Here is a 22,354-nt window from a genome sequence, read left to right on the forward strand (position 1 = left end):
GATAGTGCATAATAGATAGAAAAAAGGGATAGCATTTGCTAATCTTCAGTAGACAGATGATTTTATTAACAACAATAGGACATCTGTTGATGTAGAATTAATATTTAAGAATAATTTGGAGGTGGATTTTATGTCTGTAGGCTTAATGGTAGGTTATAATTGGTGGACAGTAGGAGAAGGGAGCTTTTTTAATTCATTCTTTTCGACTATTTATGTTCTGTTAGAGAATAATGACTGGGGAAGTAAGTACCCCGTTATCATGAATAAACTTTATTTTGGCGATATTCCTTTGGAAGATATTGATAGTGGAATAGCAGAGTTGTTATCTATTCAAGAAGAGTTGAAAAAATTTCCACCTCACGACATCATATGGGATTTTGAAGATTTGTCAGTCACTCCTCCTTGGGGTAATCATATTGCTTCCCATATCACAAATTTATCTCAATATTTCATAACTAGTTCAGGCAGTGATTTATTTGAAGTCATGTTAACTTGTTTTAGATTTGCACTCGAGAAAAGTCAAAACGTGGTTGTAAAAAGTATCTGAAGAAGGATTTTCTAAAAATTATTAAAATCCAATGAACCATTAAAATTATTGAAACACCGATTTTTATTATTTCATATAACTCTAAGGTGTAAAAAATAAACTGATTTTGGAGATTTTTGAAATGTCATCATTTTGAATACAGCCGTAAATAAAATCTGACTTATTAAACTATCATGGAAACCATTTGTTTAAATGCTAAACGCTGAATCACCTATCTATGGTCATATTTTTATTGTTAAATTTTATAATATAGAGTGGTGTGTTATATGTCATTGTGTAGAGGAGGGAAGAAATTGGATAATATAGTACTACGAAGTGAGTGGTTCGATGAATCGGAAAATTTTTGTGAAGTTAGGCTTACTTGTGAAACAAAGTTTCTAACAATTTATCAAGTATGCTATCTCTTTGAGGATGAGATGACGAAGGTATTACTGACCATGGATGACTATATAGAAAATCCTAATCTAGCAAGAAAGATCATTTTTGGAGATGATAGGGTTGGTGGAAGTGGTTATTTTGTTTTCACTTTTGCACCTATTAATGAAAAAGAAGAGTTAAATATTGAAGTGGATATGGAAGTGGCAGATAATGACGAGGGGCTCCATCGATGTCAATTCTATGTCAAAACTCAATTAGAAAATCTGAAGCATTTTAGAAATCATTTACCTAGAATTTTTTCAAAAGACTATAAAAGGGCAGTAACATTACACGATGAACAAACTAGAAATGTAATGATTTAGCAAGCGTTTCTCGTTTATTCTATAAATGTATACATTTTTTTATTAGATTTTAATTAAAAAAATTGAAGGGGAGGGACTAGTGGATATTTTAAAACTAGAGGAAGAGATTGAGGGTACGAACTACTGGGACGCCTATGCATTAGACTTTAGAGCTTCATTTTTTGGAGATGAATGTAGACTCTATATTGAAGTTGAAAATGGACAATCGGATCAGTATTGCTGGGAGATAATTTTCTACCGTTGTTTTAAGGTTAACTATGAGACGGATGCTGGTTGGAGATGTTGGGAAAGTGAGACTGGTACAAGAAATTTCAATATGAAAGATATTCCTTTTGAAAATCTCATGTCTCACACTGTACATGACATTAGACTTATTGAAGCGAAAAATAATATGATACAAGCTACAATTACTTTATCAAGTATGTTAATTGAGATTGTATGCCAAGATATTCAAGTCTCTAAAGTTTTGGTGAGTGAACAGAACTTCTTTTGGAAAGTTTAGTTTTGCTAAATGTTTAAACTAGAAAAACTCTAAGTTAAAAACTTTTTGCAGAAATCATTAAGACTGGTCCTTCAGTCAAAATCGACATATGACGAGAACTGGATAGATAGAATTGAAATCGTTCAAGAAGATGGGGGTATCATCTAGGTACAAGGTATGAAGAAATTATGTTATTGAAAAAAACGATAGCAAAAGATGGATATCCGATTGTTGTCTATTCTGTAAGTAATTTTTCAGTCGTAAGAAAGAGAAATTTTTCCATAATAACGAAGAAGCATTTAGAATTGCTTCCAGAAAGTAGAAGACCATTTCGTTTATAAATTATCATTGTGTATTTTTATCAACTCTTCTTATAGCAATTGTTTGTTTTGTGTCATTACGGTTTGTACTGTTAGTTTTAGGAATACCATCGGTGAATGATATTTATAATATTCTAAAGAATTGGAAAGATCAGTAAGATTTAATCCTGAGAGAAATATAGTAGTAGTGATAAAATAATTTTACTTTTTCATTCCTTTTTGTTATAATAGACGACAAGAAAGAATATCTTATCGGTAGATCCTAAGCGAGCCTGAGATAGTGAGAGTCAGGTGATTGAGAGATAAGTGTGGCGCTTTTGGTATATTTTTTATAAATAATGAAGTAATAAATTAGGGTGGAACCGCGTTTCTGACGCCCCTAGGTCACTTGACTTAGGAGCAAAGACACGGTTTTTTTTGTATTCTAGGTCGCAAGAAATTAGATAAAAAAGGAGTTAATAATGTCTAAAAAACTAACCTTCCAAGAGATTATTTTGACTTTGCAACAATACTGGAATGATCAGGGTTGTATGCTTATGCAGGCTTATGATAATGAAAAAGGTGCAGGAACCATGAGTCCTTACACTTTCCTTCGTGCCATTGGTCCTGAACCATGGAACGCAGCTTATGTTGAGCCTTCTCGTCGTCCAGCGGACGGTCGTTACGGGGAAAATCCAAACCGTCTCTACCAACACCACCAATTCCAAGTGGTTATGAAACCTTCTCCAGCAAATATCCAGGAGCTTTACCTTGAGTCTTTGGAGAAATTGGGAATCAATCCTTTGGAACACGATATTCGTTTCGTTGAAGATAACTGGGAAAACCCATCAACTGGTTCAGCTGGTCTTGGATGGGAAGTTTGGCTTGACGGTATGGAAATCACTCAATTCACTTATTTCCAGCAAGTCGGTGGCTTAGCAACTGGCCCTGTTACCGCTGAGGTCACTTATGGTTTGGAACGTTTGGCATCTTATATTCAAGAAGTAGACTCAGTGTACGATATTGAGTGGGCTCCTGGTGTTAAATACGGAGAAATTTTCCTTCAACCTGAATACGAGCATTCAAAATACAGCTTTGAAGTTTCAGATCAAGACATGCTTCTTGAAAACTTCGAAAAATTTGAAAAAGAAGCTGGACGTGCATTAGAACTAGGTCTTGTACATCCAGCCTACGACTACGTTTTGAAATGTTCACATACCTTCAACTTGCTTGATGCTCGTGGAGCAGTCTCAGTTACAGAACGTGCTGGTTATATCGCTCGTATCCGTAACTTAGCCCGTGTCGTAGCTAAAACATTCGTAGCTGAACGCAAGAAACTTGGATACCCACTTCTTGACGAAGCTACACGCGCAAAACTTCTAGCAGAAGAGGAAGAATAGACAGAATTACAGGAATAAATGACTGAAAGTCGACCGTAGGTCGCTAAATAAAACAAGATCGCTGTAGTGAAAGTCGGATAAGAAGTTTCTTATCCGACTGGGGAACTGACGAGACTTAAGGCTTGGCAGTTAGCAATGAAACCGAAGGTTTGCTTGCGTCCCCCACTACTAAATGTCTTGTTGAAGAAAATTAATTTTGTAAAGGAAAAAACATGACAAAAAACTTATTAGTAGAACTAGGACTCGAAGAGTTACCTGCCTACGTTGTCACACCAAGTGAAAAACAACTAGGTGAAAAAATGGCAGCCTTCTTGGATGACAACCGCCTTTCATATGAAGGGATTCAAACCTTCTCAACTCCACGTCGTTTGGCTGTTCGCGTACTTGGTTTGGCAGACCAACAAACGGATTTGACTGAAGATTTTAAAGGACCTTCTAAAAAAATTGCTTTGGATGCGGAAGGAAATTTCTCTAAAGCAGCGCAAGGCTTTGTCCGTGGTAAAGGCTTGACTGTAGATGATATCGAATTTCGTGAAATCAAAGGTGAAGAATATGTCTACGTAACTAAGCATGAAGCTGGAAAACCAGCTGAAGAAGTTTTGGCTGGAATTCCAGAAGTTTTGGCTAGTTTAAGCTTCCCAGTAAGTATGCACTGGGCAAACAATACCTTTGAATATATCCGTCCAGTCCATACATTGATAGTTCTTTTGAATGATGTGGCACTCGATATGGATTTCTTAGATATTCATTCAGGAAGAGTTAGCCGTGGACATCGTTTCCTTGGTCACGAAGTAGAAATTCAGCATGCTGACAGCTATGAAGAAGACCTGCGCAAAGTTTATGTTATTGCTGATAGCACTGAACGCGAAAATATGATTCGTGAGCAAATTAAGGCTATTGAAGCTGAAGAAGGTGTTCAGGTACAAATTGATGAAGGACTCTTGAATGAAGTTCTGAATTTGGTTGAATACCCAACTGCCTTCATGGGGAATTTTGATCCTAAGTACCTAGAGGTTCCAGAAGAAGTTTTGGTCACTTCAATGGAGACTCATCAACGCTACTTTGTAGTTCGTGACCTTGATGGAAATCTAAAACCAAACTTTATTTCTGTTCGTAACGGAAATGCAGAGTATTTGGATAATGTCGTCCGAGGAAATGAGAAAGTCTTAGTTGCGCGTCTTGAAGATGGTGAATTTTTCTGGCGTGAAGACCAAAAATTGAAGATTGAAGATCTTGTAGCTAAATTATCACATGTAACCTTCCATGAAAAGATTGGTTCATTACGTGAACACATGATTCGTACTGGACAAATTGCTATCCTTTTGGCAGAAAAAGCAGGTTTATCAGTTGATGAAACTATTGATCTTGCTCGTGCTGCAGCTATTTATAAGTTTGACCTCTTGACTGGTATGGTTGGTGAATTTGATGAACTTCAAGGGATCATGGGTGAGAAATATGCTCTTCTCGCTGGTGAGAACGCAGCAGTGGCACAAGCTATTCGTGAGCACTATCTTCCTGATTCAGCAGACGGTGCTCTTCCTGAATCTAAAGTTGGAGCAATACTTGCATTAGCCGATAAATTAGATACTCTCTTATCTTTCTTCTCTGTTGGTTTGATTCCATCTGGTTCAAACGACCCTTATGCCCTTCGTCGTGCAACACAAGGGATTGTTCGAATCTTAGAGGACTTTGGATGGAATATTCCAATGGACGAGTTGATTGCGAGTCTTTATGCTTTATCATTTGATAGTTTAACTTACGATAACCAAGAAGAAGTGCTTAACTTCATCAAAGCTCGTGTTGATAAGATGATGGGTTCTACTGCAAAAGATATTAAAGAGGCTGTTCTAGCAAGTTCAAACTTTGTTGTCTCTGATATGATTGAAGTAGCAGAAGCTCTTTCAGAAGCAGCGAAATCTGAAGATTACAAATCATCAGTTGAGTCATTATCTCGTGCCTTTAACCTAGCAGAAAAGGCAGAAGGTTCAGTCAAAGTTGATGCAAGTCTCTTTGAAAATGAACAGGAAAATGAACTAGCTCAAGCGGTAGAAAACCTAAAATTGAAAGGTTCAGCAAGCGATAAATTAATACAACTATTTGCTCTTAGTCCAGTTATTGATGCATTCTTTGACAATACCATGGTTATGGCAGAGGATATTGATGTTAAGAATAATCGTTTGGCTATTCTAGCTGAACTTGTCAATAAAGCAAAAACAGTGGCTGCTTTTAACCTTCTTAATACAAAATAGTAATTGAAAAGTAGATTGGAGATCCAAATATGACACCAGAAAAAATCGCTCGTATTAATGAACTTGCTAAAAAGAAAAAAACAGAAGGCTTGACTGCAGAAGAAAAAGTAGAACAAGCTAAACTTCGTGAGGAATATATCGAAGGCTATCGTCGTTCAGTTCGTCATCACATTGAAGGAATTAAGATGGTAGACGAGGATGGTAATGATGTAACACCAGAAAAACTTCGTCAGGTACAACGTGAAAAGGGTTTGCATGGTCGTAGTCTTGACGATCCAAATTCATAAGTTGAAAAAATTAAATACTCGGTTAGCTTATGCTAACCGAGTATTTGTTTTAAAAAAAAAGGAACCAAGAGAGGTTCCTTTAGTATTAGATTTTAGTTACTTGCCCCAGAAGTAGCATCCGCATCTCCATGGCCTCCGTCAGCTGAGTCAGAAGCCCCAGAAGTAGCATCGGCATCTCCGTGACCTCCAGCGGCAGGAGCAAAAGGTCCGCTACCACCTACCAAACGTTGACCTGTTTCTTTCAAGTACCAGTCAAGCCATGGTTGGAAGTTAAAAACAATTTCATTGATACCAGCATATGAACCATCAGGATAGTACATTGCTTGGTAGTTGTGAGTGTTGATAACACCAGCAGGTGAACCTGGAACAATTGTACGTACGTATTCTTGGTTACCGTTTCTAAGAGTTCCAATAACCCACTCAACGTTTTTCATACGTGCAGGTGGAAGTGATCCATGAACTGTTGACATACGGCTACCAGATTGAGATGGTACACGTTTTGCAAACATTGTATCAGGATCTTGGTGAGCATTGTTGTAGTAGAGGAATTGGTTGTTATCGTCAGCATATGTCAATTCAAATGGCATAGCTTTCAAGAACATATCAATTTGGTTAACTGTAAGGATACCATGGTCAAGTTTAACGTATGTATCCCCAGATACAGCACCTGTAATTTCTGCAACTTTTTCTACCCATTCTGGATCATCAGGGTCAACTTCTGTAATAGTTGTAGCGATTGGTTTTCCACAATCCAAGTCTTCTGGTTCAATTGGTTTTGGTTTTTTCAATTTAGAAACGACTCCCACGTATTTGACAAAGTTATCTAAGCAAGTTTCAAGGAATTTAACAGTTCCTTCGTTAATAATATTTCCGTTTGCATCAAAAGCTTCTTTGGCTTTTCCAAGAAGGAATTCATTACCTGGTAATGTGTAGGCATTTACTCCTGGTGCATCAAGAATTTTACGAAGGTGAACTTGAGCACGTGAAGTTCCTTGATCGTAGTATGAAGCACCCACAATCATAACTGGTTTGTTTTCGAATGGATGAACTTCGTATGAAAGCCATTCAAGGACTGACTTAAGTGAAGCAGAAATAGTGTGGTTGTGCTCTGGAGTAGCAATAATGACACCATCAGCACGAGTGATTTTGTTGTAAAGAAGACGTAATTGGAAGCTTTCATCCCATTTTTCGTCTTGGTTAAACATTGGAACTTCATCAATTTCAAGAACTTCTAATTCAAATTTTAGTTTGAAGTTACGACGGATGAATTCCAAGAGTTTGCGGTTATATGATTGATCGTAGTTTGATCCAACAAGTCCAACAAATTTCATTCTATTTTGTCTCCTATCTTACAAGTTTTCCCAGTCAAATTCTTCTGCATCTTTGCGAAGCAATTCTTGCGCGCTACGCAATTTTTCAGTAATCTTGACAAAAATACGGAAGTCATCAAAGATGGCATCTAATTTATTAATAACATCAAGATCTACCAAGTCACCATTCTTATCAAATGCTTGAAGAGAATGAGAAAGCAAGAATTCGTCAGGTAGAACTGTCGCTTTAATCTCAGGAGCATTCAAAATTTGACGAAGTTGCAATTGAGCACGTGATGAACCGAGTGTACCATATGAAGCACCTGTGATCATGACTGGTTTATTCAAAAGTGGGAATACTCCGTAAGAAATCCAAGCAAGGGCGCTCATAAGTACAGCTGGAATTGAGTGGTCGTATTCTGGAGTACCGATAATAACACCATCAGCTGCTTCGATTTTAGCTACGATTTCCATAGCCTCAGCCGGGATTTGTTTGTCGGCTGGTTTGTTGAAAACTGGAAGATCTTTAATTTCGACCAATTCGATTTCTGCTTTATCAGCAAAGTGTTTTTGCATATATTGAAGCAGTTGGCGGTTTGTGGAACGTTTAGAGTTAGTTCCTACAATAGCAATAAGTTTAAGCATGGGCTTTCCTTTCTCTTTTGCATTATTAATTAATTACCGTTGGATTCCAGATGAACAAGCGATGCGTCCATCTTTGTCAATGAGGATGGCTTCGATACCATCAATATTTTCGACTTGCCACATGATTGATGCGCTACGTTTACCAAACAATCGTGTAGTCCATATCTCGCCGTCGACAGATCGATTTGATATAATGGTCAAACTTGCTAAATCCGTTTCAATAGGATAGCCAGTTTCGCTGTCGAAAATGTGGTGATAGTCCTTACCATTGATTTCAAGATGCCTTTCATAGATTCCTGATGTAACAACTGATTTTCCAGTAATAGATAAGGTCATCAGGTGATTACCACGTGGATGATTAGGGTCTTGAATACCGATTTGCCAAGGTTGACCATTTTTTGCTTGGTTGTTTCCAATGGTGAGGATGTTTCCTCCGAGATTGATAAGAGCAGAAGTGACACCCTTTTCTTTGAGAAAAGTTGCAACCTTATCTGCGCTATAACCTTTTGCTAAACACCCCAAATCAATTTTCATTCCCTTTTTTTCAAGGAACACAGTTGAATTCATTGAATCGAGTTTGATCAAGCGAGGGTCTATCAATGGTAAAACGGAAGCAATTTCTTCAGGACTAGCAACTTTCGCATCGGAAAAACCAATACGCCAGGTTTGAACCAAGGGACCGATACTGATATTGAGATGACTTCCAGGTGCTAGACTATGGTCTAAACCTAATGAAATCAGTTCAAATAAATCAGGGTGAACCTTGACTGGAGCTATTCCAGCCTGATGGTTGATTTCCATCAATTCCGATTCAGAACTATTGGCGTTGAAGCGAAATTCAAGCTCCTTTAGCAAATCAAAAGCTTGACTGAGCAGACTATCAGCCTGCTCGTGTACTAAGGAAATGGTAATCGTAGTTCCCATTAGTCGTTCAGAAGATGAACTAAGAGGCAAAAAACCAACTCCTTTCAAGTCAATTGGAAATAGTTGTAAATCCTATCATGAAAGTGATGTAAAGATTTATATTTTATCCCCATGTAAATAGAATATCATAAAGTCAGCGTTTTCACAATTTATTTTTTAAAAAAAGTCAAGAAATATGCTCAAATAAACTAAATTCCCTTAAAATAAAATTTGAAAACGCTGAAAATAAGATGATATATGTTTTCAATCTTTTCAAAAATAAGGGAAAATAAGTAAAAAGCTTGTAAACGCTCACAGATAATGATATACTAGAGGGGTAAATAAAAATTAAAAGGTAGGAATTATCTAATGAGTAAAATCGTAGTCGTGGGTGCTAACCACGCTGGAACTGCATGTATCAACACTATGTTGGACAACTTTGGCAACGAAAACGAAATCGTTGTATTTGACCAAAACTCAAACATTTCATTCCTTGGATGTGGAATGGCTCTTTGGATTGGTGAACAAATCGACGGCGCTGAAGGATTGTTCTACTCTGACAAAGAAAAATTGGAAGCAAAAGGCGCTAAAGTTTACATGAACTCTCCAGTTCTTTCAATCGACTATGACAACAAAGTTGTCACTGCAGAAGTTGACGGAAAAGAACACAAAGAATCATACGAAAAATTGATCTTTGCAACTGGTTCTACACCAATCTTGCCACCAATTGAAGGTGTTGAAATTGTTAAAGGTAACCGTGAGTTCAAAGCTACTCTTGAAAATGTACAATTCGTTAAATTGTATCAAAACGCTGAAGAAGTTATCAACAAACTTGCAGATAAGAGCCAAAATCTTAACCGTATCGCTGTTGTTGGTGGTGGATACATCGGTGTTGAGCTTGCTGAAGCATTCGAACGTCTTGGAAAAGAAGTTGTTCTTGTTGATATCGTAGATACAGTCTTGAACGGATACTACGACAAAGACTTCACTCAATTGATGGCTAAAAACTTGGAAGACAACAACATCCGCTTGGCACTTGGTCAAACTGTAAAAGCTATCGAAGGTGATGGTAAAGTTGAACGCTTGATCACTGACAAAGAAAGCTTTGACGTTGATATGGTTATCCTTGCAGTTGGTTTCCGTCCTAACACAGCTCTTGCTGATGGTAAGATTGAACTCTTCCGCAACGGTGCTTTCCTTGTTAACAAAAAACAAGAAACATCTATCCCAGGTGTATTTGCTGTGGGTGACTGTGCGACTGTTTATGATAACGCTCGTAAAGACACTAGCTACATCGCTCTTGCATCAAACGCAGTTCGTACTGGTATCGTAGGTGCTTACAACGCTTGTGGACATGAACTTGAAGGAATCGGTGTTCAAGGATCAAACGGTATCTCTATCTACGGTCTTCACATGGTTTCAACTGGTTTGACTCTTGAAAAAGCAAAAGCAGCAGGCTACAATGCAACTGAAACTGGCTTTAACGATCTTCAAAAACCAGAATTTATGAAACATGACAACCATGAAGTAGCTATCAAGATTGTCTTCGACAAAGATAGCCGTGAAATCCTTGGTGCTCAAATGGTATCACGTGATCCTGGAATCGCTATGGGAATCCACATGTTCTCACTTGCTATCCAAGAACACGTTACAATTGAAAAATTGGCCTTGACAGACCTATTCTTCTTACCACACTTCAATAAACCATACAACTACATCACTATGGCAGCATTGACAGCTGAAAAATAATGATTTGTGAAACGGAAGATTTAATTCTTCCGTTTTTATCATCAAAAAAATGAGAGTGGGACAGAAATCGGTAATTCGTTAGAATTCGATTTCGTCGTCCCACCTCCGCACAGTTGAGTAGGGCTGTAAAAGCTGATGAAATCAGCGTAGTAGAGACCACTCAACCACTGCGTCTTGCTCGACAATCCAAAGACAATTGAGAGGCTAGGACTTTTGTCCCAGCCTCTTTTTTGATATCTAGATGTTATGAAGTTTCTTCTTTTACGAAGGTGAACCCTTCTCCTAAAATTTCGTGTGCTTCAGTGATGGTAATAAAGGCCATCGGATCCACGGTATGTATCATTTCTTTCATCTTAATCATTTCATTTCTTGCTACAATACAGTAAATAATTTTCAAATCTTTTTGACTGTAGTAGCCTTGCCCAGAAATGAAGGTGACACCTCTACCGAGCTCTTCATTGATTTTATCAGCTAACTCCATAGGCTTTTGGGTGATGATCATAAATCCTTTACCAGCATATCCACCTTCACCAATCAAGTCGATAACTCTAGAGACGATGAAGTCAAATAAAAGTGTATAGGTTACGAGACGAAGATCTTGGAAGATAATTAAAATGAGCATTAGGATAAGGAAGTCTAGTGCAAAGAGTAATTTTCCAACGGAGATATTGGTGTACTTGTTGAGAATTCGAGCGACGATATCTGTTCCACCAGTGGTACCACCAGCATTGAAGATAACACCTAGACCAAGTCCCAAAAGAACACCCGCAACCAAGGCAACGATAACCAAATCTCCTTCAAGATTAAAGTGGAGAGGAATCTTTTCAAAGATTGCTAACCAAATGGATAAGGAAATGGTTCCGAGCAAACTTGTGTACAGAGTCTTTGAACCAAATATTTTCCAGGCTAGAATAAAGAGCGGGATATTGATTAACAGGTTCATCAAAGAGATGGGAATGTTAAAGAGATAATAGGTAATCAAGGTGATCCCAGTTGCTCCCCCCTCGAATAAGTGGTGGGGCACAACGAAATACGTGAGTCCGAAGGCATAGATGGCAGCTCCGAATATAATGGTTAAAATAGACTTGATATGCCGTAGCATTGAGCTTACCTCCTTTTTTTAAAAATCTAAAATGTTGACAGCCTTCAGGTTAAAAGTCCTTATTTTACTTTCATGGATTGAATTTTCTCAGGGTCGGGTGTGACACGGAGAGTCTTTTGTCCAGTATAAGTCACAAATCCTGGTTTACCACCTGTGGGCTTATTGAGTTTTTTGACCTCAATCATATCTACCTGAACGAGGTTGGAGAGACGGCCTTTTGAAAAGTAGGCAGCTAGCTCTGCCGCATCTGTCTTAACTTCGTCAGTAGGATTGAGATTGGCAGTGATAACAACGTGACTTCCAGGGATGTCCTTAGCATGGAACCAGAGTTCTTCTTTACGAGCCATTTTAAAGGTTAACTCGTCATTTTGAAGGTTGTTACGACCAACTAGGATAATGGTTTTTCCGTCGCTTGCAAGATATTTTTCAGGTTTTTGTCGTTTCTGGATTTTCTCGCGTTGTCTTCTGCGGATAAATCCTGTTTGAATCAATTCCTCACGAATTTCAGCAATTTCATCTAGTCCAGCCTGGTTGAGAACTGTCTCTACGCTTTCTAGGTAACGAATAGTAGCCTTGGTTTCTTCGATTAGTTCAGTCAGGTATTTAACAGCTTCTTTTAATTTCTGATAACGCTTGAAGTAACGTTGAGCATTTTGGTTTGGTGTTAAAGCTTTATCAAGTGCAATCGTGATAGGTTGATTGGTGTAGTAATTGTCCAAAATGACCTGATCTTGGTCATTTGGAACTTGATGAAGAAAAGTAGTTAGTAACTCGCCTTTTTGTCGGAATTCCTCAGCATTTTCGGTAGCAAGGAGTTCTTTTTCTTGCTTCTTAAGCTTTTGACGATTTTTTTGTAGCTCATTTTCAACTCGGCGAATGAGTTCGCTAGCCTGTTGTTTCACTCGATCACGCTCTGCCTTATCCTTGTAATAGACATCAAGTAATTGAGAAAGGTTGTCAAAATACTCCGTTGTTTTACTAGAAAAAGGTACACAAGAAAAGGATTTATCAGTTAAGCAAGGTTTGGTTTCTTGCTTAAAAAAGCTTCGGAAAGTGGCTAGTTTATCACTAAGCAGTTGTTTTTCTAACTCGTTTGCTGTATCACGACCTAAACCTTGAAAAAGCTTTTGAAGGTTTTTAGCTGTCAATTCTTGAGTTTGTAGAATTTCAAACAATTTTTCATCCTTGATGGTAAAAGGATTGAGAGCATCTGTACATGGAGGAGCAATATAAGTAGCACCTGGTAATAAGGTACGGTAGCTATTTTGAGAAAAACCAATATGTTTGATAACTTCGAGGATTTTTTGCTCAGTTTTGTCTACCAAGAGAATATTACTATGTTTTCCCATGATCTCAATGATAAGAGTCGCCTGGATATGATCTCCAATTTCATTTTTGTTAGAAACTGTGATTTCTACGATACGATCATTATCAATTTGTTGGATAGATTCAATGACAGCACCTTGAAGATACTTCCTTAAAACCATAATAAAAGTAGATGGCTGAGCAGGATTTTCAAAGGTGGACTCTGTTAACTGGATGCGCCCAAAAACTGGATGGGCAGAAAGGAGCAAACGATGACTTTTACGATTGCTACGGATTTGCAAGACTAACTCTTGTTCAAAGGGTTGATTAATTTTTTGAATGCGCCCATTTAGTAACTCAGTTCGCAATTCCTCAACCATGTGGTGTAAAAAAAATCCATCAAATGACATGGTTCTCTCCTCGTGAATGTATTCCATAGTATTATATCAAAAAGGTAGAATAAAATCATAGAAATGTGATATAATAAAGCCAAGTAAAGAGAATCGAGAAGCACATGTATATTGAAATGGTAGATGAAACTGGACAAGTTTCAAAAGAAATTTTAGAACAAACACAGGAAATTTTAGAATTTGCTGCAAAAAAAATTGGAAAAGAAGACAAGGAAATGGCGGTCACATTTGTGACCAACGAACGAAGCCATGAACTCAACCTAGAGTTTCGTGATACCGATCGTCCAACAGATGTCATCAGTCTTGAATATAAGCCGGAGTTAGAGATTGCCTTTGATAAGGAAGATCTGGAAAATGATCCCGACTTGGCAGATATGATGTCAGAATTTGATGCTTATATCGGTGAACTTTTCATTTCCATTGATAAGGCACATGAGCAAGCTGAGGAGTACGGTCATAGTTTTGAGCGTGAAATGGGCTTCTTGGCAGTGCACGGCTTTTTACACATTAACGGCTATGATCACTACACTCCCGAGGAAGAAGCGGAGATGTTCGGTTTACAAGAAGAAATTTTGACAGCCTATGGACTCACAAGACAATAAACGAAAATGGAAAAATCGTGACCTAATCTCAAGTTTAGAATTTGCCATCACAGGGATTTTGACTGCAATTGAGGAAGAACGTAATATGAGAAAGCATGCAGCGACAGCTCTTGTAGTTGTTCTTGCAGGTTTTGTTTTTCAGGTGTCACGAATCGAATGGTTATTTCTACTTATGAGCATTTTCATGGTGGTAGCTTTTGAGATTATTAATTCAGCTATTGAAAATGTAGTAGATTTGGCTAGTCACTATCACTTTTCTATGTTGGCAAAGAAAGCTAAGGACATGGCAGCAGGTGCCGTGCTTGTAGTCTCAATTTTTGCCGCTTTGACAGGTGCGCTTATCTTTCTCCCACGGATTTGGGACTTATTATTTTAAACAGTAAGAGGAAATTATGACATTTAAATCAGGCTTTGTAGCCATTTTAGGACGTCCCAATGTTGGGAAGTCAACTTTTTTGAATCACGTCATGGGGCAAAAGATTGCCATCATGAGTGATAAGGCGCAGACAACGCGCAATAAAATCATGGGTATTTACACCACTGATAAGGAACAAATCGTCTTTATCGATACACCAGGCATTCACAAGCCTAAAACAGCACTCGGAGATTTCATGGTAGAGTCTGCCTATAGCACCCTTCGTGAAGTGGATACAGTTCTATTTATGGTGCCTGCAGATGAGGCGCGTGGTAAGGGCGATGACATGATTATCGAGCGTCTTAAGGCTGCTAAGGTTCCGGTGATTTTGGTGGTCAATAAGATTGATAAGGTTCATCCGGACCAGCTCTTGGCTCAAATCGATGATTTCCGTAATCAAATGGTCTTCAAGGAGATTGTTCCAATCTCAGCCCTTCAAGGCAATAATGTCTCTCGCTTGGTAGATATCCTCAGTGAAAATCTTGAAGAAGGTTTCCAATATTTCCCAGCCGATCAAATCACAGACCATCCAGAGCGTTTCTTGGTTTCTGAGATGATTCGTGAAAAGGTCTTACACTTAACTCGTGAAGAAATTCCACACTCAGTTGCAGTAGTGGTGGACTCTATGAAACGAGATGAGGAAACTGATAAAGTTCATATCCGAGCAACCATTATGGTGGAGCGTGACAGCCAAAAAGGGATTGTCATCGGTAAAGGTGGTGCCATGCTTAAGAAAATTGGGACTATGGCCCGTCGTGATATTGAACTCATGCTAGGAGACAAGGTCTTCCTAGAAACTTGGGTCAAGGTTAAGAAAAACTGGCGAGATAAGAAGCTAGATTTGGCTGACTTTGGCTATAACGAAAAAGAATATTAAGAAGAGGTGGGCACTAGCCTGCTTCTTGTTTTTAGAGAAGGAGGAGCTATGCCTGAATTACCAGAGGTCGAGACAGTTCGTCGTGGCTTGGAAAAATTGATTCTGGGGAAGAAGATTACAACCATTGATATTCGTTATCCCAAGATGATAAAGACAGATTTGGATCAATTTCAAAAAGAATTACCTGGTCAAGTTGTTAAATCTATGGGACGTCGTGGAAAATATTTGCTTTTTTATCTAACAGACAAGGTCTTAATTTCCCATCTGCGAATGGAGGGCAAGTATTTTTATTATCCAGATCAGGTTCCTGAACGCAAACATGCCCATGTTTTTATTCATTTTGAAGATGGTGGGACTCTTGTTTACGAGGATGTCCGTAAGTTTGGCACTATGGAGTTACTTGCTCCTGAACTCTTGGATTCTTACTTTATTTCAAAAAAACTTGGCCCTGAACCAAGCGAACAAGATTTTGATTTAGAAAGTCTTAAACTAGCCTTGAAAAAATCTAAAAAGCCTATTAAGACTCATTTGCTGGACCAGACTCTCGTTGCAGGATTGGGTAATATCTATGTGGATGAGGTTCTCTGGAGAGCTCAGGTTCATCCAGCTAGTCCTTCTCAGAGTTTGACAAGAGCTGAAGCAACAGCTATTCATAACCAGACTATTTCAGTCTTAGGGCAGGCTGTTGAAAAAGGTGGTTCCACCATTCGCACCTATACCAATGCTTTTGGTGAGGACGGAACCATGCAGGAATTACATCAAGTATACGACAAGGCAGGTCAAGCTTGTTCGCGTTGTGGAACAATCATTGAAAAATGTCAGCTTGGTGGAAGGGGAACTCATTTTTGTCCTCAGTGTCAAAGGAGGGACTGATGCGAAAAATAATCGGAATCACAGGCGGTATTGCTTCTGGTAAGTCAACTGTGTCCCGTTTTTTAAGACAAGAGGGATACCAAGTAGTGGATGCGGATGCAGTCGTCCACCAACTACAAAAACCTGGGGGAAGACTTTATCGGATTTTAGTGGATCATTTTGGGGAAAAGATCCTTCTTGAAAATGGTGAACTGAATCGTCCCTTGCTTGCGAGCCTTATTTTTTCAAATCCTGAAGAGCAAGAATGGTCCAAGGAAACTCAAGGAGAGCTTATCCGTGAAGAGTTGGGCTTTGTGAGAGATAAGTTAGCTCAGACTGAAGACCTATTTTTCATGGATATTCCACTGCTCTTTGAACAGGAATATGCTTCTTGGTTTGATGAAACTTGGCTAGTCTATGTAAGTCGAGATACCCAGATGGATCGCTTAATGAAAAGAGATTATCTGACTATGGAGGACGCACAAGCCCGTCTGGCCTCCCAGTGGCCCTTAGAAGAAAAGAAAAGATTGGCTAGTCATATTTTAGACAATAATGGGAGTCGAGAGCAACTGTTGAGTCAAGTGGGCAGCCTACTTCAAGGAGGCGATACTCTTGAAAGAGATTAGTTGGAAGGACAATCTTCGTATTGCCTGGTTAGGATCTTTTTTGACAGGTGCCTGTATCTCTTTGGTGGTTCCTTTTATGCCAATCTTTGTTGAGCAATTAGGGGTTGAACCAAGTCAAGTTACCTTTTATTCAGGTTTAGCTATCTCAGTTTCGGCTATTTCTGCAGCATGTGTTTCACCTCTTTGGGGGATTCTGGCGGACAGATATGGTCGCAAACCTATGATGATACGAGCAGGGCTTGCCATGACAATTACAATGGGTGGTTTAGCTTTTGTTCCAAATGTTTATTGGCTCTTAGCCTTGCGATTGTTAAATGGTGTTTTCACTGGATTTGTACCCAATGCGACAGCTTTGATTGCCAGTCAAGTTCCCAAGGATAAGTCAGGCTATGCTTTAGGAACTCTTTCATCTGGTGTCGTAGCAGGGACTCTTACAGGCCCTTTTGTTGGTGGAATGATTGCAGAAGTCTTTGGGATTCGCAATGTTTTCTTGATGGTTGGTGGTTTTTTATTTCTGGCTGCTATCTTAACTATTTTTTTTATCAAGGAAGACTTTCAACCAGTGCCGAAAGAAAAAGAACTCCCTACCAAAGAGCTCTTTACTTCTGTTAAGTATCCATATCTCTTGTTTAATTTATTTGCAACAAGTTTTGTCATTCAAATTGCTGCACAATCAGTCGGTCCCATCCTTGCTCTCTATATCCGTGACTTAGGTCAGAAGGAAAATCTCCTCTTTGTATCAGGCTTAATAGTTTCCAGTATGGGCTTATCAAGTATGATGAGTTCAGGTGTGATGGGGCGTTTGGGAGATAAAGTTGGTAATCATCGTTTATTAATTGTAGCGCAAGCTTATTCAGCTCTCATTTATCTTTTGTGCGCCAATGCATCCACACCTCTAGAATTAGGGATTTATCGCTTTCTCTTTGGTTTAGGAACAGGAGCTCTTGTTCCAGGGATCAATGCTCTCCTTAGCAGGATGACTCCCAAAGCAGGTATTTCAAGAGTATTTGCCTTTAATCAAGTCTTCTTTTATTTAGGAGGAGTGATTGGCCCCTTGGCAGGCTCAGTAGTCGCGGAACAATTCGGCTACCATTCAGTATTTTATGCAACAGCTGCCTGTGTAGCTCTCAGTTGTTTATTTAATCTTATCCAATTTAGAACATTATTAAAAGTGAAGGAAATCTAGTGCGTGTAAAAATTAATCTAAAATGCTCCTCTTGTGGTAGCATCAATTATCTAACCAGTAAGAACTCCAAAACCCATCCAGACAAGATTGAGGTCTTAAAGTATTGCCCAAAAGAAAGAAAAGTGACTCTACATCTTGAATCTAAGTAGAAATTATGGTAGAATAATAGGGATTTTAAGGAGTTTGATATGTATAACCTATTATTAACCATTTTATTAGTATTATCTGTTGTGATTGTGATTGCAATTTTCATGCAACCAACTAAAAACCAATCTAGCAATGTATTTGATGCCAGTGCAGGTGATTTGTTTGAACGTAGTAAAGCGCGTGGTTTTGAAGCCGTAATGCAACGTTTGACAGGAATCTTAGTCTTTTTCTGGCTAGCCATTGCCTTAGCATTGACGGTATTATCAAGTAGATAAGAAAATAATGGGCGAGACTAGGTCTTTGCCTATTTTTATTTTTATACTCTTCAAAAATCTCTTCAAACCACGTCAGCTTCCATCTGCAACCTCAAAACGGTGTTTTGAGCAACCTGCGCCTAGCTTTCTAGTTTGCACTTTGATTTTTATTGAGTATTAAATGATGTTTGAGAAGGTTTTACACCAAAAAAATTTAACAATCTAGAAAGAAAACATGAAAGATAGAATAAAAGAATATTTAAAAGAAAAGGGGCGAGTCACTGTCAATGACTTGGCTCAAGCTCTTGGAAAGGATGGTTCCAAGGACTTTCGAGAGCTTATTAAAACCTTGTCCCTGATGGAGAGAAAGCACCAAATTCGCTTTGAAGAAGATGGTAGTCTCACCTTGGACCAAAAGAAGAAACACGAGATTACTCTTAAAGGAATTTTTCATGCCCATAAAAATGGCTTCGGCTTTGTTAGTCTTGAAGGCGAGGAAGACGATCTTTTTGTAGGGAAAAATGATGTTAACTATGCCATTGATGGCGATACTGTTGAAATTGTAATCAAGAAGGTTGCGGATCGCCAAAAAGGAACTGCAGCTGAAGCCAAGATTATCGATATTTTAGAACACAGTTTGACGACGGTTGTTGGTCAAATCGTTCTTGATGAGGAAAAGCCCAAGTATGCAGGTTACATCCGTTCAAAAAATCAAAAGATTAGTCAACCGATATACGTTAAAAAACCAGCTATTCAATTGGAAGGTACAGAGGTTCTCAAGGTCTTTATCGATAAGTACCCAAGTAAGAAACACGATTTCTTTGTGGCTAGTGTCCTAGATGTGGTTGGACATTCAACAGATGCAGGGATTGATGTCCTCGAGGTCTTGGAATCAATGGACATTGTATCTGAGTTTCCAGAGGCTGTTCTTAAAGAAGCGGAGAGTGTTCCGGATGCACCATCAGAGAAGGATCTGGAAGGTCGTCTGGACTTAAGAGATGAAATTACCTTTACCATTGATGGAGCGGATGCAAAAGATTTGGACGATGCTGTTCATATCAAACCATTGAAAAATGGAAATATCGAACTAGGTGTTCACATTGCCGATGTCTCCTACTATGTGACAGAGGGTTCTGCTCTTGACAAGGAAGCCCTCAATCGTGCGACCTCTGTCTATGTGACAGACCGTGTAGTTCCAATGCTGCCAGAGCGCCTCTCAAACGGAATCTGTTCTCTTAACCCTCAAGTGGACCGCTTGACCCAGTCTGCTATTATGGAAATTGACAAAAATGGTTGTGTTCGTAATTATACGATTACACAGACTGTTATCAAGACAAGTTTCCGTATGACTTATAGTGATGTCAATGACATTTTAGCTGGTGACGAGGAGAAGAGACAAAACTATAAGAAAATTGTTCCTAGTATCGAACTTATGGCTAAGCTCCATGAAACATTGGAAAGTATGCGAATTAAGCGTGGTGCCTTAAATTTTGATACCAATGAAGCTAAGATTTTGGTAGATAAAAAAGGCAAGCCAGTTGATATTGTCCTTCGTCATCGTGGTGTTGCTGAACGTATGATTGAGTCCTTTATGTTGATTGCGAACGAAACGGTTGCCGAGCACTTTAGCAAGCTGGACCTACCTTTTATCTATCGGATTCACGAGGAGCCTAAGGCTGAAAAAGTTCAGAAATTTATTGATTACGCTTCAAGTTTTGGTTTACGAATCTATGGTACTGCGAGTGAGATAAGCCAGGAAGCTCTCCAAGACATCATGCGTGCTGTCGAGGGCGAGCCTTATGCGGATGTTCTCTCTATGATGCTTCTCCGTTCTATGCAGCAGGCTCGCTATTCAGAGCATAATCACGGTCACTATGGTCTTGCTGCTAACTATTATACTCACTTTACCAGCCCCATTCGCCGTTATCCTGACCTCCTTGTTCATCGTATGATTCGTGATTACGGCCGTTCTAAGGAAATTGCAGAGCATTTTGAACAAGTCATTCCAGATATTGCGACCCAGTCTTCCAACCGTGAGCGTCGTGCCATCGAGGCTGAGCGTGAAGTCGAAGCCATGAAAAAAGCTGAATACATGGAAGAGTACGTTGGTGAAGAGTATGATGCAGTTGTTTCAAGTATTGTTAAATTTGGTCTTTTTGTTGAATTGCCAAATACAGTTGAAGGCTTGATTCACATTACAAATCTTCCTGAGTTCTATCATTTCAACGAACGTGATTTGACTCTTCGTGGGGAGAAATCAGGAATTACTTTCCGTGTGGGACAGCAGATCCGTATTCGAGTTGAAAGAGCAGATAAGATGACTGGTGAGATTGATTTCTCCTTTATTTCAAGCGAATTTGATGTCATTGAGAAAGGATTGAAACAGTCTGGTCGTAAGGATAGAGGGCGTCGTTCAGATAAGAAAGAAGACAAGAGAAAAGCTAGTCGCTCAAGTGATAAGCGCAAGCATTCTCCAAAAGATAAAAAGAAAAAGAGCAAGAAACCTTTTTATAAGGAAGTAGCAAAGAAAGGAGCTAAGCATGGCAAAGGGCGAGGGAAAGGTCGTCGCGCAAAATAAAAAGGCGCATCACGACTATACAATCGTAGATACGCTAGAAGCAGGAATGGTCTTGACAGGAACTGAAATTAAGAGTGTTCGAGCTGCTCGCATCAATCTGAAAGATGGGTTTGCCCAGGTTAAGAATGGGGAAGTTTGGCTGAGTAATGTCCATATCGCTCCGTATGAAGAGGGTAACATCTGGAATCAGGAACCCGAACGTCGTCGTAAACTCCTGCTCCATAAGAAACAAATCCAGAAATTAGAGCAAGAAACCAAAGGGACAGGGATGACCTTGGTTCCTCTTAAAGTTTATATCAAAGATGGCTATGCCAAGTTACTTTTAGGACTTGCAAAAGGGAAACACGATTACGATAAACGTGAGTCTATCAAACGACGTGAGCAAGATCGTGATATTGCGCGTGTTATGAAAGCTGTTAACCACCGATAGAAAGAGTGAAGAATATGGAAAAACTAGTTGCCTACAAACGCATGCCTGTCTGGAATAAAGACACCATGCCAGAGGCTGTTCAAAGAAAACACAATACTAAGGTCGGAACCTGGGGCAAGATTACTGTATTAAAAGGGGCTCTTAAGTTTATTGAGTTGACCGAGGAGGGAGAAGTTATAGCTGAGCATCTCTTTGAAGCAGGTGCTGATAATCCTATGGCGCAACCTCAAGCTTGGCACCGTGTAGAAGCTGCTACAGATGATGTGGAATGGTACTTAGAATTCTATTGTAGACCAGAGGATTACTTCCCTAAGAAATACAATACTAATCCAGTCCATTCGGAAGTTTTAGAAGCTATGCAGACGGTCCAACCATGTAAGGCACTAGATTTGGGTTGTGGTCAAGGCAGAAATGCACTCTTTCTAGCTCAACATGGATTTGATGTCACAGCTGTAGATCAAAATGAGCTATCTCTTGAAATGTTACAAAGCATTGTGGAGCAAGAAGACTTAGAAATGCCTGTAGGTCTCTACGATATCAATTCAGCTAGCATTGGACAAACTTACGATTTTATCGTATCGACTGTTGTGCTCATGTTTTTACAAGCAGATCGTATTCCAGCTATTATCCGAAACATGCAAGAACAAACCTCTATCGGTGGGTACAATCTTATCGTTTGTGCCATGAACACGGAAGATTATCCATGTTCAGTGAACTTCCCATTCACCTTTAAAGAAGGAGAATTGGCCAATTACTACAAGGATTGGGAATTCATCAAATACAATGAAAATCCTGGTCATTTGCACCGTCGTGATGAAAATGGTAATCGTATCCAACTACGATTTGCGACCATGTTGGCTAAAAAAGTAAAATAAGCTAATAAAACGAATAGAGGAAAGAAAAATCTTCTATTCGTTTTTCTATATAAAGATTTGAGAGTGAATTATTGTAATTATGCTA

At 39.0% G+C, this 22,354-nt stretch carries 23 protein-coding genes; 18 read left to right on the forward strand and 5 right to left on the reverse strand.

Annotation, left to right across the window (positions count from 1 at the left end; translation table 11 throughout):
• Positions 1-130: 130 nt before the first annotated feature.
• The 6 genes from HMPREF2987_RS03980 to HMPREF2987_RS04005 all read left to right on the forward strand — a co-directional run bounded on the left by HMPREF2987_RS03980 (position 131) and on the right by HMPREF2987_RS04005 (position 6,003).
• Positions 131-547, forward strand: a complete 417-nt coding sequence (locus HMPREF2987_RS03980) for an Imm70 family immunity protein (protein WP_075229433.1) — start codon at positions 131-133, stop codon at positions 545-547.
• 293 nt (positions 548-840) lie between these two features.
• Positions 841-1,287 carry a hypothetical protein gene (locus HMPREF2987_RS03985; RefSeq protein WP_083312412.1) on the forward strand — a complete coding sequence of 149 codons (447 nt, stop codon included), beginning with the start codon at positions 841-843 and terminating at the stop codon, positions 1,285-1,287.
• 79 nt (positions 1,288-1,366) lie between these two features.
• The gene (locus HMPREF2987_RS03990; RefSeq protein ID WP_075229435.1) at positions 1,367-1,789 is read left to right on the forward strand and encodes a hypothetical protein; all 423 of its coding nucleotides are present in this window, start codon (positions 1,367-1,369) and stop codon (positions 1,787-1,789) included.
• A gap of 760 nt (positions 1,790-2,549) precedes the next feature.
• Positions 2,550-3,467 carry a glycine--tRNA ligase subunit alpha gene (gene glyQ / locus HMPREF2987_RS03995; protein WP_060955620.1) on the forward strand — a complete coding sequence of 306 codons (918 nt, stop codon included), beginning with the start codon at positions 2,550-2,552 and terminating at the stop codon, positions 3,465-3,467.
• 212 nt (positions 3,468-3,679) lie between these two features.
• A complete protein-coding gene (glyS, locus tag HMPREF2987_RS04000; protein ID WP_075229436.1) occupies positions 3,680-5,716 on the forward strand; it encodes a glycine--tRNA ligase subunit beta in 2,037 nt (678 codons plus the stop codon).
• A gap of 29 nt (positions 5,717-5,745) precedes the next feature.
• Positions 5,746-6,003, forward strand: coding sequence for a DUF896 family protein (locus HMPREF2987_RS04005; RefSeq protein ID WP_075229437.1), 258 nt, complete (start codon positions 5,746-5,748; stop codon positions 6,001-6,003).
• Between the two features lie 92 nt (positions 6,004-6,095).
• Here HMPREF2987_RS04005 and HMPREF2987_RS04010 read toward each other — a convergent pair whose 3' ends face one another.
• The 3 genes from HMPREF2987_RS04010 to HMPREF2987_RS04020 are packed head-to-tail and all read right to left on the reverse strand — an operon-like array spanning position 6,096 to position 8,912.
• Positions 6,096-7,334 carry an NAD(P)H-dependent oxidoreductase gene (locus tag HMPREF2987_RS04010; protein ID WP_075229438.1) on the reverse strand — a complete coding sequence of 413 codons (1,239 nt, stop codon included), beginning with the start codon at positions 7,332-7,334 and terminating at the stop codon, positions 6,096-6,098.
• A gap of 18 nt (positions 7,335-7,352) precedes the next feature.
• Complete coding sequence (locus HMPREF2987_RS04015) at positions 7,353-7,958, reverse strand: NADPH-dependent FMN reductase (protein WP_075229439.1); 606 nt, start codon at positions 7,956-7,958, stop codon at positions 7,353-7,355.
• A 33-nt stretch (positions 7,959-7,991) separates the two neighbouring features.
• Positions 7,992-8,912, reverse strand: a complete 921-nt coding sequence (locus tag HMPREF2987_RS04020) for an FAD:protein FMN transferase (RefSeq protein ID WP_075229440.1) — start codon at positions 8,910-8,912, stop codon at positions 7,992-7,994.
• 318 nt (positions 8,913-9,230) lie between these two features.
• Between HMPREF2987_RS04020 and nox the strand changes: the two genes are divergently transcribed.
• Positions 9,231-10,610: a H2O-forming NADH oxidase gene (nox, locus tag HMPREF2987_RS04025; RefSeq protein WP_075229441.1), complete on the forward strand. Its 1,380-nt coding sequence runs from the start codon at positions 9,231-9,233 to the stop codon at positions 10,608-10,610.
• A gap of 244 nt (positions 10,611-10,854) precedes the next feature.
• Here the strand turns inward: nox and HMPREF2987_RS04030 are convergent, their stop codons facing one another.
• Together HMPREF2987_RS04030 and HMPREF2987_RS04035 are read right to left on the reverse strand one after the other, a co-directional pair.
• Positions 10,855-11,712, reverse strand: coding sequence for a YitT family protein (locus HMPREF2987_RS04030; RefSeq protein ID WP_075226903.1), 858 nt, complete (start codon positions 11,710-11,712; stop codon positions 10,855-10,857).
• Between the two features lie 59 nt (positions 11,713-11,771).
• Positions 11,772-13,427, reverse strand: coding sequence for an Rqc2 family fibronectin-binding protein (locus tag HMPREF2987_RS04035; protein ID WP_075229442.1), 1,656 nt, complete (start codon positions 13,425-13,427; stop codon positions 11,772-11,774).
• 104 nt (positions 13,428-13,531) lie between these two features.
• On the opposite strand from HMPREF2987_RS04035, the gene ybeY reads away from it, so the two are divergent.
• The 11 genes from ybeY to tehB all read left to right on the forward strand — a co-directional run bounded on the left by ybeY (position 13,532) and on the right by tehB (position 22,269).
• Complete coding sequence (gene ybeY / locus HMPREF2987_RS04040; RefSeq protein ID WP_075229443.1) at positions 13,532-14,029, forward strand: rRNA maturation RNase YbeY; 498 nt, start codon at positions 13,532-13,534, stop codon at positions 14,027-14,029.
• Positions 14,010-14,405: a diacylglycerol kinase family protein gene (locus tag HMPREF2987_RS04045; protein ID WP_000378160.1), complete on the forward strand. Its 396-nt coding sequence runs from the start codon at positions 14,010-14,012 to the stop codon at positions 14,403-14,405. Before ybeY ends, HMPREF2987_RS04045 begins: the two co-directional genes overlap by 20 nt.
• Positions 14,406-14,421: 16 nt before the next feature.
• Entirely contained in the window at positions 14,422-15,321 is a 900-nt protein-coding gene (gene era, locus HMPREF2987_RS04050) for a GTPase Era (protein WP_075229444.1), read from the forward strand.
• Between the two features lie 48 nt (positions 15,322-15,369).
• Positions 15,370-16,194 (forward strand): DNA-formamidopyrimidine glycosylase, encoded by an 825-nt coding sequence (mutM, locus tag HMPREF2987_RS04055; RefSeq protein WP_075229445.1) that lies wholly within the window; start codon positions 15,370-15,372, stop codon positions 16,192-16,194.
• Positions 16,194-16,799 (forward strand): dephospho-CoA kinase, encoded by a 606-nt coding sequence (gene coaE, locus HMPREF2987_RS04060; protein WP_075229446.1) that lies wholly within the window; start codon positions 16,194-16,196, stop codon positions 16,797-16,799. Before mutM ends, coaE begins: the two co-directional genes overlap by 1 nt.
• Positions 16,786-17,985, forward strand: coding sequence for a multidrug efflux MFS transporter (locus HMPREF2987_RS04065; protein WP_075229447.1), 1,200 nt, complete (start codon positions 16,786-16,788; stop codon positions 17,983-17,985). Before coaE ends, HMPREF2987_RS04065 begins: the two co-directional genes overlap by 14 nt.
• A complete protein-coding gene (gene rpmG, locus HMPREF2987_RS10295) occupies positions 17,985-18,134 on the forward strand; it encodes a 50S ribosomal protein L33 (RefSeq protein WP_001809104.1) in 150 nt (49 codons plus the stop codon). The genes HMPREF2987_RS04065 and rpmG overlap by 1 nt, the downstream gene beginning before the upstream one ends.
• Positions 18,135-18,173: 39 nt before the next feature.
• A complete protein-coding gene (gene secG, locus HMPREF2987_RS04070) occupies positions 18,174-18,407 on the forward strand; it encodes a preprotein translocase subunit SecG (protein WP_000282514.1) in 234 nt (77 codons plus the stop codon).
• A gap of 214 nt (positions 18,408-18,621) precedes the next feature.
• Entirely contained in the window at positions 18,622-20,964 is a 2,343-nt protein-coding gene (gene rnr / locus HMPREF2987_RS04075; RefSeq protein ID WP_075229448.1) for a ribonuclease R, read from the forward strand.
• The gene (gene smpB, locus HMPREF2987_RS04080) at positions 20,927-21,394 is read left to right on the forward strand and encodes an SsrA-binding protein SmpB (RefSeq protein WP_001051741.1); all 468 of its coding nucleotides are present in this window, start codon (positions 20,927-20,929) and stop codon (positions 21,392-21,394) included. The genes rnr and smpB overlap by 38 nt, the downstream gene beginning before the upstream one ends.
• 14 nt (positions 21,395-21,408) lie before the next feature.
• Complete coding sequence (gene tehB / locus HMPREF2987_RS04085) at positions 21,409-22,269, forward strand: SAM-dependent methyltransferase TehB (RefSeq protein WP_075229449.1); 861 nt, start codon at positions 21,409-21,411, stop codon at positions 22,267-22,269.
• The last annotated feature ends 85 nt before the right edge of the window (positions 22,270-22,354 follow it).

It is taken from the genome of Streptococcus sp. HMSC067H01 (assembly GCF_001814775.1).
Classification (GTDB): Bacteria; Bacillota; Bacilli; order Lactobacillales; family Streptococcaceae; genus Streptococcus.